The organism is Picosynechococcus sp. PCC 7003, from assembly GCF_001693255.1.
Classification (GTDB): Bacteria; Cyanobacteriota; Cyanobacteriia; order Cyanobacteriales; family MRBY01; genus MRBY01.
The window spans coordinates 85198-99304 of sequence record NZ_CP016474.1; the positions used below are offsets into that span (position 1 = coordinate 85198).

The following is a 14107-nucleotide window of genomic DNA, read 5'->3' on the forward strand; positions in this document are numbered from 1 at the left end:
GGTACGCTATTTGAGAAAAGCGATAGAAATATTTACCGACTGTGTTCGATCCTGATGCGATTCAAGGGGCTTTAACTGCTCTTCTTGCTTGTGAAACGACGATACCCATCGAAATTTTCCCGGAGCTTGACTCTACCAATGCACTCCTGTGGCAACGGTATCAAGGGCAATGCACGATGCCGAGGGTGGCGATCGCCTTAGCCCAGACCGCAGGACGGGGCCAATGGGGACGCACCTGGATTTCAGCGCCGGGGGGATTATATCTGTCGGTCTTGGTGCCCGTAGAATTAGACCCTCAATTTGCCTATAGCCTAACCCTGGCTAGCGTTTGGGGCATTGTCGAGAGGTTACAAGAGCAAGGGATTCCCGTACAAATTAAATGGCCCAATGATCTTCTTTTGCAAGGCAAGAAACTGGGGGGGATTAAAACCGAAACAAAAGTCTCCCAGGGCAAAATTAGCGCCGCAGTGGTTGGCGTTGGTCTTAACTACCAAAATCCCGTTCCGCCAACAGGGATTAACCTCGAACAGTTCTGGCAAGGGACGCTAAAAATCGAAGGCGATCGCCTTGCTGCTTTAGTCATTGCCGGAATTTTGCAGGGGACGCAAAAATTAGCTCACAGTTCCATTGAAAATATATTGCCGGATTATTTCAAGCACCTCAAAAATTTAGGTGAAACCATTACCTATGAAGGTCATCAAGGAATAATTACTGGCGTGAATAAAAAAGGTGAACTCCTGGTTAAACTCACTGCTCCAGGGGCCAGTAGCATTGTTAAAATTCCCCCTGGCCAGATTTCCCTTGGCTATGAATAATGCTCTAAATTTGACTTTCTTATTGAAGCTTGCCACACTGCGAATCATGGCCTTGAAATAAGCATAAAGAGCAAGATGAAAACCTATCTGATTACCGGAGCAAATCGGGGCATTGTTCTGGAATACTGCCGCCAACTTAAAGCCCAAGGCGATCGCGTTATTGCGGCTTGTCGCACACCCTCCGAGGAACTGTTGCAACTGGGCGTAACAGTAAAAGCAGACGTGGATCTGACGAATCCCGATGTAGTCAAACAGCTTGCCCAAGATCTCCAGGCAGAAACCATCGACGTTTTAATTAACAATGCCGGCATTATAGAACGAGTCAATTTAGATAATTTAGATTTTGAGAGTATTCGGCGTCAATTTGAAGTCAATGCCCTTGGCCCGCTGCGTTTCACCCAAGCCCTTTTGCCAAATTTCAAATCTGGTTCAAAAGTGATTCTGATGACCAGCCGTATGGGTTCCATTGAGGACAACACCTCTGGCGGTTCCTATGGCTATCGGATGTCAAAGGTGGCCCTTTCCATGGCCGGGAAATCCTTGGCGATCGATCTCAAACCCCAGGGCATCGCAGTGGGCATTTTGCACCCCGGCCTTGTGAAAACCCGCATGATTAATTTTCGGGAAGATGGCATTAGTCCCGCCGTGGCAGTGAAAGGGTTACTAGCCCGTGTTGAGGAACTGAATCTCGATAATACAGGCACCTTTTGGCACGCCAATGGAGAAATTTTGCCCTGGTAAATATTTAATTAGTCCTAACTGTAGAGGCTGGCAACATATTCGCCGTAGCCGTTGTAGGGGAGCGTTTCCTTCATCTCCCAGCTAAATTCTGGGGTATTACCGATAAATTTTTCGGTGGCTTGAGACCAGCGGGGATGGGGGACATTGGGCTCGACGTTGGCTTCAAATTTATATTCATGGCCGTCGATGGTGTTCCAATAGGTAGCTGGTTGCTCCGCGAGGAATTCAATCTTGACGATGGATTTTGCCCCCTTGAAGCCGTATTTCCAGGGAATCACCGTCCGCAAGGGGGCACCGTGTTGCTTCGGCAGATCGTGGCCATAGATTCCTAGGGCAAAGAAGGCGAGTTCGTTATTCATTTCTTCGATGCGCAGTCCCTCGGTGTAGGGCCAGGGTAAATTCCCCAGGTGGAAACTGGGGCCGTAGGTGACATTCTCGTCGTAATAGCTGGTGAAGCGGACAAATCTTGCTTGGGCTGTAGGTTCGACGGCTTTGATCAGTTCACGCATGGGGAAACCAATCCAGGGCAGCACCATTGACCAGGCCTCTACACAACGGAAGCGATAAATGCGCTCTTCGAGGGGGAATTTCGTTTTGAGGTCGTCGATATCGTAGGTTTGGGGATTGTTCACGAGGCCGCCCACTTCCACTTGCCAAGGTTTGGTCGGGAGATTTTGGGCGTTTTGCCAGATGCCTTTGGTGCCGCCAAATTCGTAGAAATTATTGTACTGACCCGCAAAGAGTTCTTTGGTGATCGGGCGATCGCCAATTTTTTGGAAGTTAGGATTTTTAATCGCGTCTAGTTTGGGCAAATCTAAAGTTTCACGGAGGGCGCTGTACTGCTGATCTTGGGACTGACAACTTGCCAAGCCAATGCCCACCCCGGCTCCCAGAAGGGTTTTGATAAATTTGCGGCGATTCCAATAGACGCTTTCGGTGGTGACGAGGTTTTCGGAAAGAGTATAGCTGGGGGGGACTTTAAACAGCACCATGACGGGTTTTACAGGAGACGAATAGGATTGTGTGCTTTAAAAATCTAACGTATTTTGCCGAGGGCCTCTGTCCCCAACTTTGTTAACATCCCTTTACAATCTGTAAAGATGTGCCATCTATACAAGCAATTGTTGGGGAAATTTAGGTGAAGGTTTTTTTGCAGCTCCAGCCGGAAATGCGCTGGAATTTGGGCTTGTTATTTTTAGCGGCCCTGGGATTTTGGTTGAGTATGACCAGTTTATTGCCGGTGCTCCCGGCTTATATCCAAGATCTGGGGGCAACGGATCAGCAGGTGGGCTTTGTGATGGGTTGCTTTGCCATCGGTCTGCTGTTGGCCCGCACCCGCCTCGGCAAAATGGTCGATGAGCAAGGCCGCAAACGGGTGATTCTCATTGGGGCTGTGGTGGTGGCGATCGCCCCTTGGGGATATATTTTCTTAAATTCGATTCCCCAGATGATGGTGTGGCGGGCGTTCCATGGCATTAGTATTGCGGCTTTTACGACGGGTTACAGTGCCCTAGTCGTAGATTTGGCCCCAGAACGAAACCGGGGTGAAGTAATTAGTTACATGAGTTTGGCGATTCCGGTGGGAATGTCCATTGGGCCAGTTTTGGGGGGCTATCTCTTGGGTGTCGTCGATTACCCGTGGATCTTTGCGGCGTCGGGTCTGTGCGGGGTGGGGGCTTTGCTCCTTGCCAGTCAGACTAAAGAATCTAATCCCCAGGCGATCGCCATTAATAAAAATTCTCTGGTGCCCAACCAAGGGGAAACTAACCGTGATTACCCGGAACTGTTTCGCCATAAGGGACTCTATATTCCGTCGCTAATTATGCTCTGCATTGGCTTGGTGTTTGGCGTTTTAGTGACGTTTCTTCCCCTCTACATCCGGGAACTGGGCTTAAATTTTAATGTCGGTCTGTTCTATGGAGCAGCGGCAATTTCTAGTTTTAGCAGTCGTATCCTAGTGGGAAAAGCGTCCGATACCCTGGGGCGTGGTCTGTTTATTAGCGGGAGTCTGCTTTGTTACGCGGCGACAATGCTGATCCTCAACCACGCTATCAGTACTCCCTGGTTTGTTGTGGCGGGGGCAGTGGAAGGTTTGGGGGCGGGTACGCTGGTACCGATGATGATTGCCCTGATGTCGGATCGTTCCTCCAGTGCGGAGCGGGGAAAGGTTTATTCTATTTGTATTGGCGGCTTTGATGTGGGGATTGCCCTGGCGGGTTTGTTGCTTGGCACCGTCACCCAGACCGTCGGTTATCAAGGGATTTTTGCGATCGCCGCTGGGTTAGCTCTGTTTTCTTTGTTTATTTTCCTTACCCAGGGCAATGCCAAAATTAGTACCTCCCTCAAATTTGCCCTTGGGCGCACCGGCGATCGCTATGCCCAAAAATTTTTAAATCAGCCATAGTTTAGTCACTTTTAAGATGAAACATCCCGAACCTTTTTCCCTGCCTCCCCTTGCCCCCTACGAAGATCGTTTGCTCCATGCCCTTGCTTTTTTTCGGACGGGCCGCGCCGTGGAAACCCAAGCCCACCATTGCCTATCCATGTACCTACGCCAGGGGGAAGCGCGCGTGATGGGAGAGGTGGGTTTCTATGCCAAGTTGCTTAAGATGAGCCCCGATGAATTATTGGAATTGATCTATTGCAATCCGAGCCAAGCCCAAACGTTGTTAGCCGAATTTGGGGCGATCGCCCCCGTCGCAGAGGAAAATCATTCGGCATAATGGAAGAAAACCATTCCGTTGCGATGCATTGATGAGCGCACCCCAAGGGCCCGACACCTATCAAGTTGAAGATATCCAAGCCATTCTCCAATTGGCGATCGCCCGCCGGGATACCGATGGCGAACTGACCCGCAGCCAACTCGAAGAAATTGCCGCTGATCTCGGGATCCCCCAAACCGACCTCGTCGCCGCCGAACAGACTTGGCTCGACCTCAAGGTTGAAACTAGCAAAAAGCAAGAATTCAATTTATATCGCCGTCAACGCCTCAAGAATCGGGCGATCCGCTTCAGCATCATCAACAGCTTCCTCGTTGGCCTGGATACCCTCGATACCGGACATCCCTCCTGGTCTCTGTATGTGCTGCTGTTGTGGGGTCTCTTTTTTACTTTGCGGAGTTGGCGACTCTGGCAAACCAGCGGCACCGATTACGAAACCGAGTTTCAAAAATGGGACCGCAAAATGCAGCTCAAAGAATCTGTCCAAACCCTTTGGCAAAAAACCCAGGAATTCCTCAAGGGCATTTCTTAGATTCGCAAACTTGATCCAGTCATCATTGCCGACCCAAGCCCATGACCCAGATTCCTAAACCCATAGCGACTGAATTAGACGATTTTTTACGCCAGAAAAATATTGAAGCTTCGCCTGCTTGGGAATTTCTGTTTGGTGCTGCGAAACAAAAACCGATGCCATCTCTGTTCCACTCCCGTCTCCAGCGCAATTTGGTCAACGCCATTAACCAGCAAACCACCGAATATGAAGCGATTCAGGAATTGCGTTGCCTTGTGCCGCCCCTATCGCCGGTGCCGGATATTGTGGTTGTTAGAGCAGAAAGATTAATAGAAGATGGCCCACTACAGGGAGCACCGGACTGGCTGATTGAAATTCGCTCCCTCGATCAGAGCACCCTCGATCTCCAAAATAAAATCCTGCATTGCTTGGGACAAGGCACAGCATTAGCTTGGTTGATCGATATTCAGCGGGAACGGGTTTGGGTTTGGGAGCAGGATGAGCTACCCATTATTTACGCTGGCGATAACGTTTTACCGACTTTAGGGGACATCAAAAAACTGACGGTAGAAACCGTGATCGCCATGACCCAGCAGCATTAAGCTAAAAATTCTCCGTCAATAGCCGAGCATCGCGATCCATTCCCTAGAGGATGACCGTGCCCCGTTGGTCAATTTCTAAAACGTGGGCGATCGCCTTGACGCCAATCCCTTCCCAAGCGGTTTGCATCGCCGTTGCGACTTGGGATGCATTTTCTGGTGTAGCAAGGGCTAATAACGTCGGGCCAGCGCCACTAATCACCATGCCATAGGCCCCAGCGGCGATCGCTGCTTGCTGAACCTGCTCATAGCCTTTAATCAGATTTTTTCGGTAGGGCTGATGAATTTGATCATCCAATGCCGCCGTTAAATATTCAGGATTATTTTGCGCTAAACCGTGGGGCAACAAACCCAACCGCGACGCATTAAAAATTGCTTGGGCGCGGGCGTACTGTTGGGGCAAGACAGCGCGCGCTTCTTCTGTAGATAGCTCAAAATCAGGAATTGCCACCACCGGCACAACATTTTCGTGCCAGGCCCACGGACAAATGACCCAATCCTGCCGATGGTTCACCGACAGTTGACAACCCCCCAACAGGGCAGGCACCACATTATCGGGGTGGCCTTCCATCTCGATGGCAAGGTTCATAATTTCCCGCTGGCCCAAGGGAGATCTGGCCAGGGCATTGGCGCCCACTAAGCCACCCACAATTGCCGTCGCTGAACTGCCCAGCCCACGGGACAAAGGCACCTTGAGATCAATGGCAATATTCACATGGGGGACAGGCTGACCAAGGGTTTCAAACACCTTGGCAAAGGCCCGGTAGAGCAGATTGTCGGCTGTGGCTTCGAGCTTCTGGGTTTCCACATCTGCGCCGACGAGTTCAAGGCTGAAAAATGGCTCACTTTCCCCAGTGAGACGAAATTGGAACTGGTTATGGAGACTCAGGGCAGCGCCTAAACAGTCAAACCCAGCGCCGATATTCGCAGTGGTAGCAGGGACTTGGACGTGGATGGTGGTCATAAACTTTTTCAAAAAAACAAATCAAAGGCGAATGTCGGCCTTCAGGAGAATGACTTGATCGGCAGGAACGGCGATCGCCCCGAGGCCATTTTGATTGAGACGATTTAACAATTCGGTGATTCGGGCCGAGTCTGCGGTGTGGGCCGCCAGCAGATAACCGCGTCCCCCATAGGCGACCAAGCCAATATTTTGACCCATTAAACGCTGCAACTGATTGGCGATCGCCAAATTACCGCCGTATTCTACCAGCACCCCGAATCCGCCCCGGAGTCCTTGGGGTTGGAAGCTGGCTGGCCCTTGGGTCACGATGGGAGGTGTAGATTTTGCTGCCGCCTGGGGCTGGGCTGGGGGTAGAGAAACATTACGGGTTGACGTCTGGGTGGTTTCGACTACCATATCCGGGGCGATCGCCGTTGCCATGGGAGGAATGGTCGGCGCTTGGCTGGTTTCGAGGGCCAAATCACTATCTACTGGGGTGATCACCATCAAGGGTAAACCCACCGCTTCCCCAAAATATTCAGCCCATTGAGTTGCCTTTTCGAGGCCTGTAAAGCCTCCGACCCGACTGAGAACGTTGCCATCATATTCACAAACCACCGCCTGTTGATTTTCCGGCAGGGTCTGGCTCACTTGACTGCGTACTTCTGCCTGGAGGGGTTGGGACGGGGTAAAGACCAAGACCAAAAACTCTGCGCCCTGGGGCGGCTGGCATTGGGATAAGCTCCGCTGGGCAATACTGGGGGGGCCAAAGGCGATCGCCGCGATACTGCCGATGCAAGCAGCACGACCAAGCCCAATCAACGGTTTCCAGAAATTGCCCATCATAAGTTCACTCGCCAGAAAGAATAGGGGAGTCTAGGCGGCTAGGGACTTGAGGGGCTCTGGAATTTCCTCAGAGGGAGCCTCAAATTCGCCGACATAGATGTACTCCAACCGTAATTTTAACCAAGTAATAAATTGCTTCTTCGTTGAGATGATCGCCACACAGGGTTTGGGGGTTTTTTCACTGGCTTCTTTGAGGCTGGGAGCATTAATAAAGGCGGGCTCTTTCACGACCCAAAAATCCCGTTCTTTGCCCTGTTCTTCGTAGTGGCGGATGCGTTCTTTGATTACTTCTTCGAAGGGTTCTTCTTCAAAGAGAAATTTTTGGCTGGCAAGGGCGAAATGATAGGTCGTCATCACTTGTTCAATATAGAAAGATTTATAAATGTTTTTGTTCCAGTAAAGATACCCTACAACTGTCCCCACATGGCAAGCTTCATCTCCCGAACGGCCCGTTCTAAGCCCACCAAAACGGCGCGGCTGATGATGGTATGCCCAATGTTTAACTCTTCCATGCCCTCAATACAAGCCACTGGGTAAACATTACGATAGGTTAAGCCATGGCCAGCGTTGACCCGCAACCCCAGGGCGATCGCCTGTTTTGCACCGGTTTTGAGGTTGGCCAGTTCTGCCTGTTGCTGCTCTGAATCCTGGGCTTCAGCATATTTCCCCGTGTGCAACTCAATAAATTGCGCTCCAGTTTTCTGGGCTGCTTCGATTTGGTCGAGCTCGGCATCAATAAACCAACTGACGGGAATCCCGGCCCCCTGGAGTTGTGCGACTACTTCTTCAAATCGGGCAAAATTACCGACGATGTCAATGCCTCCTTCGGTGGTGATTTCCTCGCGTTTTTCAGGGACGAGGGTCACATAGTCAGGCTGAATGTCTAGGGCGATCGCCACCATTTCCGCCGTTGGGGCCATCTCTAAATTCAGGTGGGACTGCACCGTTTGCCGCAGGATTTTGACATCCCGGTCTTGGATGTGGCGCCGGTCTTCCCGCAGGTGTACCGTAATGCCGTCGGCCCCCCCCAGTTCTGCTAAGGTTGCCGCCGCCACCGGGTCTGGTTCTACTGTGCGTCGCGCTTGACGAATCGTCGCAACATGGTCAATATTCACACCGAGGGTCAGGCGAGGATTTGGGGAAACCATTAGGGAAAATAAGCTTAGAGGATAAGTTAAGAAAACCAAAGCCCTATTTTATCAGGGTTGCCAAAGGAGATGGAAGGGACATTGCGCGGAATTTGCAGCAGGTTACTGCGATCCCCCGCTGAATTTCTAGAGGCGGCGATCGCCCTTAAATAAACGATTCCCAAATCTTAAAATGACGTCGGTGAAAATCAGACCTATGATGGATTCTGGGGAAAAAATCCCGAAAAAGTTTGAATTGTTACTTTTCGAGATCCCCCCTCCAGTCATACACTTGACACAGAGGTCAAAGGCAGTCGTGAGGTCTTTTTTGTGAAACGAGTCCTAGGAATCATACTTGGCGGCGGCGCAGGTACTCGCCTATATCCGCTAACAAAACTCAGAGCTAAGCCCGCAGTACCTCTAGCAGGCAAATATCGTCTAATTGATATTCCTGTTAGCAATTGCATTAATTCTGAAATTCATAAAATCTACGTTTTAACCCAATTTAATTCAGCATCTTTAAATCGTCACATTAGTCGAACCTACAACTTTACCGGGTTCACCGAAGGCTTTACCGAAGTACTCGCAGCCCAACAAACCAAAGAAAATCCCGATTGGTTCCAAGGCACCGCTGATGCTGTCCGACAGTACAGTTGGCTTCTAGAAGACTGGGATGTCGATGAATACATCATCCTTTCCGGTGATCATCTCTACCGCATGGATTACCGCGAATTTATCCAGCGCCACCGTGACACAGGGGCAGACATTACCCTGTCTGTAGTTCCCGTGGGCGAAAAAGTAGCCCCTGCTTTTGGGTTGATGAAAATTGACGCCAATGGTCGTGTGGTGGACTTTAGCGAAAAACCCACCGGTGAAGCCCTCAGGGCAATGCAGGTCGATACCCAGTCCTTGGGTCTTGATCCAGAACAAGCGAAAGAAAAACCCTACATCGCGTCGATGGGGATCTACGTCTTTAAGAAACAGGTGCTCCTCGATCTCCTCAGAGAAGGTCAAGATAAAACCGACTTCGGGAAAGAAATTATTCCTGATGCGGCGAAAGACTACAACGTCCAAGCCTATCTTTTTGATGATTATTGGGCAGACATTGGTACCATCGAAGCTTTCTATGAAGCAAACCTTGGCTTGACGAAGCAGCCGATCCCGCCCTTTAGTTTCTATGACGAAAAGGCACCGATCTATACCCGCGCCCGCTATCTACCACCGACGAAGGTTCTCAACGCTGACGTGACAGAATCGATGATCAGCGAAGGTTGCATTATTAAAAACTGCCGCATTCATCACTCAGTTCTCGGCATTCGCACCCGCGTCGAAGCGGACTGCACCATCGAAGATACGATGATTATGGGTGCTGATTATTACCAGCCCTATGAAAAGCGTCAGGATTGTCTTCGTCGTGGCAAGCCTCCCATTGGGATTGGGGAAGGTTCGACAATTCGCCGGGCGATCGTGGATAAAAACGCGCGCATTGGTAAAAACGTGATGATCGTCAATAAGGAAAATGTGGAGGAGTCAAACCGCGAGGAACTTGGCTACTACATTCGCAGCGGCATTACGGTAGTCCTGAAAAATGCCATTATTCCTGATGGCACGGTCATTTAGGATTGGTTGCGACTTTTGTTTTAAAAATTCTTTTTAAATCACATTTTTTTGTCTAGGCAATGTGCCCTGTCTCTCGGTGAGGCGGGGTTTTTTTGTTGCCAGAGGCGATCGCCTTTTTCGCCTTTAACTATCGAGGGCCCAAGACCAGTGGTGTTGTTGGAGTCGTTGGGAAACGGTAGTTCCCCAGGCTTCTAATTGGATGGCAAATTCGGGCTGCTCTAAACCCTTACGCCACATAATCAGGGCATCTTCTCCGGTGTCTTGGTAGTATCCTTTACGTCGTCCGGCTAGTGTGAAACCAAATTTTTCGTAGAGGGCGATCGCCCGCTGATTTGATTCTTTGACTTCGAGGGTGGCCCGCTCTAAACCCCGCAGCCAAGCATCCCGGAGTAAGCCCAATAAAATGAGCTGCCCTAAACCCTGCCGTTGCACTTCTGGATGAACCGCCATGAGGGTGATATGGGCTTCCTCGACAATTGCCCAGAGACAACCCAACCCCAATAATTTATTTGGATCATGGGGCGCCGGCACAATCAGCAAGGTGCTATTCGGACTTTCCAGTTCCCGCAGGTAGCCATCCTTAGACCAAAGGCCACCAAAACAGAGTTGATCTAAAACCAAGGCTTGGGGTAGCGTTTGTTCCGTCAAAAGCTGCACCGATAAAGCAACTGCACTCACAAATCTCACCACCATTAACAAAACACTTGAAAAGTGTATCAAACCTGAACAACAAAAGAATTGGAGGACACTCGGTTCAATTATCAAAATTTTAGGGTGGCGCGAAAAATCATCTGCCAGCAACAAGGACAATTAATTTTTGACACTCCCCTGCCTAAAGGTGAGGGGATTCTTGGTTCAGCGAGTCCACTTACCTAGGATTCCTTGCGAAGCCCTAACCAGAGGTGGTTCTCTCCCCAAGCGTTACTTCCCCAGTGCCCCTGGGTAGTTGAATTTCTCCAATGTTTGTTTGACTTGAAACCCTTTGTTTCAAATGCTGGTCGTCTAGTTCCTGCAAGGATTTTACCTATCCACAGGGGGAACCTAGAACAATTGGATAGAACCCGATATCTTTGATTGTCAAGGTTCAGCGTAGTGCCGTGAGGCTACTGGGTTTTTAAAGCGGTTGATTACCCTCCCCGCTAGAATGCAGTGTAACAAAATGCCACTCGATATTGGCATGCTTCTTCCCTTTGGTCAGTCGCTCGGCTTATATCCCCGCTCTAAAAGAGGCAGGGTTTTACGCCGACTTTCCGATAAAAATTTTTAAACAGTTTTTTGATTCATCCGTACAATGGCAGTAGATTTCACGCACAAACGATGCAAAAACAAAACAAAACTCTCGAAGCAATTGCTTTAAAAAGTATGGCCGTTGTCGCTCTGTGCGGCGGTTCCCTTTTTGGGTTTAGTCACAATGCCATGGCCCAGGAATTTAACGGTGGCTCTATGACCGTGTCTGAGGGCAGAAATGGTACAGAAATTATCATCAAAGCCGATAACGGCAGCACCATTCGTGTTCGTCTCAGTAAAGACGGTGGTAATAACGTGGATAATACTTCGAGCAGCGGCGAAAATACAAACACGACGACGAGTCGGGATGGTGATCAAACGACAACGACCAACGCCAATGAAAATTTAGGCAAATAGCCGACATTACCATAGCAAGGGTGATTATTTTTTCGGTATCCTTATTTACCTGTGATTCTATTGAATCTAGTTAAAGATAACCACAAAGTAATTGCTTATGTTAACCGCAGCCTCCACTGACAATACAGGTCGGCAATATCTGCCCCAAAGTCCAGATGTTTTGTCTCCCAACCAAGCATTAATGCCCTTGAGCAGCACCGTAAATGGCCAGGATCACTTGGTGGTGGGAGGCTGCGATGTAATTGAGTTGGTGAAACAATATGGTTCTCCGCTGTATATCCTCGATGAGCAGACCCTAAGAACTACCTGCCGCCAATACCGTGATAGCTTCCAGAAATACTATGGTGGCGAATCCCTCGTGATTTACGCATCCAAGGCCTGGAGTTGCATGGCCATCTGCGCTATTGTCGACAGTGAAGGGTTAGGCTTTGATGTGGTCTCTGGAGGAGAACTCTACACAACTCTCAAAGCTGGAGTAAGCCCGCAAAAGATTTACTTCCATGGCAACAACAAATCCCGCGAGGAGTTAAATTTTGCCCTCGATGAAGGGGTGACGATTATTGTTGATAATTTCTTTGAGTTGGAATTGCTCAAGGGCTTAACGGGCGATCGCCAAACAACAGCCAAGATTATTTTGCGCCTCACCCCCGGCATCGAATGCCACACCCACGAATATATCCGCACCGGGCATTTAGATAGCAAATTTGGCTTTGACCCGAACCAAATCGAAGCGGCCTTTGAATTAGTGAGCCAGGCTGAATTTTTAAACTGCATTGGTCTCCATGCCCACATTGGGTCGCAAATCTTTGAACAACAACCCCACAAAGATCTCGGAGATGTCCTTGCGGGTTGGTACAAAAAAGCTGCTGACTATGGTTTAAACCCTGAAATTCTCAATCTTGGGGGCGGTTTAGGAATCCGTTATACTGAGTCCGATGATCCCCCCAGCATTGAAGCTTGGTCACAAAATGTCGCCCAATCCCTCGAAGCAGCCTGCCGGAGCCATGGGATTCCGCTACCGAAATTGATCGTAGAGCCGGGGCGCTCCCTCGTCGGTAGTGCCTGTGTTACCGCCTACACCGTCGGGAGTCGTAAGGTTGTGCCAGAAATTCGTACCTATGTTTCTGTAGATGGCGGCATGTCTGATAATCCCCGCCCCATTACCTACCAATCTCTGTACCGAGCCGTTATTGCTAATCGCCTGTCTGCCCCCTGTGAAGAAACTATCACGGTGGCGGGTAAACATTGTGAGTCGGGGGATGTGGTAATCAAGGATGCCCAACTGCCCATGCCTCAACCGGGGGATATCCTCGTAGTGCTGGCGACGGGGGCCTATAACTACAGTATGGCCTCGAATTACAATCGCATCGGTCGCCCGGCAGCAGTGCTGGTGAATGACGGGGAGGCTCAATTGATCATCCGTCGAGAAACCCTGGAGGATTTGGTGCGTCAGGATTGTTTACCGGAGCGGCTACGTCAAGGCTAATCGGTTTTCATTGGTTGAACAATTTTGGGGAAACGGGGTAGGTGGGGAAGCCCAATTGAGGCGATCGCCCACCCCGTTTTTCTTTGCCCAAGGTTATCCTCGCCATGACATGATAGAGTCTGATGGAAGTTATTGGTTGTGCTGGAGTAGCGGTAATAGAGGATGCCAGATTGGCTGTTAAACATTGCGGATATTGCGCTGACAGTGCTGTTAATTTATGCGGCAATTTTTACTCGGGATCAACCGACACTCCGGGTTATTCGGGGTTTTTTGGTGCTGATTATTGCTGACAAATTAGCAAGCTATTATCAGTTAAAGTATCTAGCGGCTGTTTTAGATCAACTGGTACGCATCGCAGCGGTAGCGATCGCCGTTGCTTATCAGTCCCAATTGCGTCAACTCCTAGAAAAGCTTGGTCAGGGAAATATTAAAGGCCTTCTCAAGACTGTCAAATCCCACAGTATGGATCCAGAAAATGAAGTCTTAGATCGAATTGTGGATGCGGTTAAAGAACTTTCTCGTTCCCGTACCGGTGCTTTAATCCTCATTGAGACTTCTCCAACTCCCATTGATACCACGGATAAGAAGGACTTTGCTCAGCCAGGAATTCCGGTTTATGCTGAAGTTTCACGGGAACTGATCCAGGCGATTTTTTATGACAAAAATCCTCTCCATGATGGCTCTATCCTGATTCGTGATTCCCGGATTATTGCGGCTAAAGTTTTCTTTAAACTCTCCGATAAATTTACTTCTCGCCAGTTGGGAAGTCGGCACTTAGCCGCGAGAAGCATTACCGAACGTATTGAATACTGTGTCTGTGTCGTAGTCTCTGAAGAAACAGGCTCCATTTCCCTAGCCCAAGGAGGTGAGCTGAATCGCCCTCTGACGAGTAGTGAACTCAAAGACTTACTTCTAGAGTATTTTGGTTCAGGCGATCGCGAATCTGTAACGCCGTCCCTAGGTGACCTGGGTCGTCAGCTAAAATCTCAAGGGGAAGATTTACTCAAGTTTCTCCGGCAACTGAATCTCCCTTTCACCAACAAAGATTAACCTTT

The 14107-nt window shown here is 49.6% G+C and carries 16 protein-coding genes; 10 read left to right on the forward strand and 6 right to left on the reverse strand.

Annotation, left to right across the window (positions count from 1 at the left end; all coding sequences use genetic code 11):
- The first annotated feature begins 41 nt into the window (after nt 1–41).
- Together AWQ21_RS00415 and AWQ21_RS00420 are read left to right on the forward strand one after the other, a co-directional pair.
- Nucleotides 42–815 carry a biotin--[acetyl-CoA-carboxylase] ligase gene (locus AWQ21_RS00415; RefSeq protein WP_083997935.1) on the forward strand — a complete coding sequence of 258 codons (774 nt, stop codon included), beginning with the start codon at nt 42–44 and terminating at the stop codon, nt 813–815.
- 75 nt (nt 816–890) lie between these two features.
- Nucleotides 891–1556: an SDR family oxidoreductase gene (locus tag AWQ21_RS00420; RefSeq protein ID WP_065712841.1), complete on the forward strand. Its 666-nt coding sequence runs from the start codon at nt 891–893 to the stop codon at nt 1554–1556.
- Nucleotides 1557–1570: 14 nt separating this feature from the next.
- Here the strand turns inward: AWQ21_RS00420 and msrP are convergent, their stop codons facing one another.
- Entirely contained in the window at nt 1571–2548 is a 978-nt protein-coding gene (gene msrP, locus AWQ21_RS00425) for a protein-methionine-sulfoxide reductase catalytic subunit MsrP (protein WP_065712842.1), read from the reverse strand.
- 146 nt (nt 2549–2694) lie between these two features.
- Between msrP and AWQ21_RS00430 the strand changes: the two genes are divergently transcribed.
- From AWQ21_RS00430 to AWQ21_RS00445, 4 genes are read left to right on the forward strand one after another with little or no spacing between them, the layout of a single operon-like run.
- Complete coding sequence (locus tag AWQ21_RS00430; protein WP_065712843.1) at nt 2695–3960, forward strand: MFS transporter; 1266 nt, start codon at nt 2695–2697, stop codon at nt 3958–3960.
- A 16-nt stretch (nt 3961–3976) separates the two neighbouring features.
- Nucleotides 3977–4279 carry a hypothetical protein gene (locus tag AWQ21_RS00435; protein ID WP_065712844.1) on the forward strand — a complete coding sequence of 101 codons (303 nt, stop codon included), beginning with the start codon at nt 3977–3979 and terminating at the stop codon, nt 4277–4279.
- A gap of 31 nt (nt 4280–4310) precedes the next feature.
- Nucleotides 4311–4808 carry a 2TM domain-containing protein gene (locus AWQ21_RS00440; protein WP_065712845.1) on the forward strand — a complete coding sequence of 166 codons (498 nt, stop codon included), beginning with the start codon at nt 4311–4313 and terminating at the stop codon, nt 4806–4808.
- Nucleotides 4809–4849: 41 nt separating this feature from the next.
- Complete coding sequence (locus tag AWQ21_RS00445; protein ID WP_157094676.1) at nt 4850–5389, forward strand: Uma2 family endonuclease; 540 nt, start codon at nt 4850–4852, stop codon at nt 5387–5389.
- A 43-nt stretch (nt 5390–5432) separates the two neighbouring features.
- Here AWQ21_RS00445 and thrB read toward each other — a convergent pair whose 3' ends face one another.
- The 4 genes from thrB to AWQ21_RS00465 are packed head-to-tail and all read right to left on the reverse strand — an operon-like array spanning nt 5433 to nt 8323.
- Nucleotides 5433–6350 carry a homoserine kinase gene (thrB, locus tag AWQ21_RS00450; protein ID WP_065712846.1) on the reverse strand — a complete coding sequence of 306 codons (918 nt, stop codon included), beginning with the start codon at nt 6348–6350 and terminating at the stop codon, nt 5433–5435.
- Nucleotides 6351–6371: 21 nt separating this feature from the next.
- Entirely contained in the window at nt 6372–7175 is an 804-nt protein-coding gene (locus AWQ21_RS00455) for a hypothetical protein (RefSeq protein WP_157094677.1), read from the reverse strand.
- A gap of 30 nt (nt 7176–7205) precedes the next feature.
- The gene (locus AWQ21_RS00460; RefSeq protein WP_065715139.1) at nt 7206–7529 is read right to left on the reverse strand and encodes an MgPME-cyclase complex family protein; all 324 of its coding nucleotides are present in this window, start codon (nt 7527–7529) and stop codon (nt 7206–7208) included.
- A 53-nt stretch (nt 7530–7582) separates the two neighbouring features.
- A complete protein-coding gene (locus AWQ21_RS00465) occupies nt 7583–8323 on the reverse strand; it encodes a pyridoxine 5'-phosphate synthase (protein WP_065715140.1) in 741 nt (246 codons plus the stop codon).
- 309 nt (nt 8324–8632) lie between these two features.
- Between AWQ21_RS00465 and AWQ21_RS00470 the strand changes: the two genes are divergently transcribed.
- On the forward strand, nt 8633–9922 hold the full coding sequence (locus AWQ21_RS00470; protein WP_065712848.1) for a glucose-1-phosphate adenylyltransferase: 1290 nt from the start codon (nt 8633–8635) through the stop codon (nt 9920–9922).
- A gap of 123 nt (nt 9923–10045) precedes the next feature.
- On the opposite strand, the gene rimI is transcribed toward AWQ21_RS00470, so the two are convergent.
- Nucleotides 10046–10600 (reverse strand): ribosomal protein S18-alanine N-acetyltransferase, encoded by a 555-nt coding sequence (gene rimI, locus AWQ21_RS00475; protein WP_198159667.1) that lies wholly within the window; start codon nt 10598–10600, stop codon nt 10046–10048.
- A gap of 639 nt (nt 10601–11239) precedes the next feature.
- On the opposite strand from rimI, the gene AWQ21_RS00480 reads away from it, so the two are divergent.
- The 3 genes from AWQ21_RS00480 to cdaA all read left to right on the forward strand — a co-directional run bounded on the left by AWQ21_RS00480 (nt 11240) and on the right by cdaA (nt 14102).
- Nucleotides 11240–11566: a hypothetical protein gene (locus tag AWQ21_RS00480; protein WP_065712849.1), complete on the forward strand. Its 327-nt coding sequence runs from the start codon at nt 11240–11242 to the stop codon at nt 11564–11566.
- A gap of 97 nt (nt 11567–11663) precedes the next feature.
- Nucleotides 11664–13052, forward strand: coding sequence for a diaminopimelate decarboxylase (gene lysA, locus AWQ21_RS00485; RefSeq protein ID WP_065712850.1), 1389 nt, complete (start codon nt 11664–11666; stop codon nt 13050–13052).
- Between the two features lie 162 nt (nt 13053–13214).
- Nucleotides 13215–14102, forward strand: a complete 888-nt coding sequence (gene cdaA / locus AWQ21_RS00490; protein WP_065712851.1) for a diadenylate cyclase CdaA — start codon at nt 13215–13217, stop codon at nt 14100–14102.
- Nucleotides 14103–14107 lie beyond the last annotated feature (5 nt).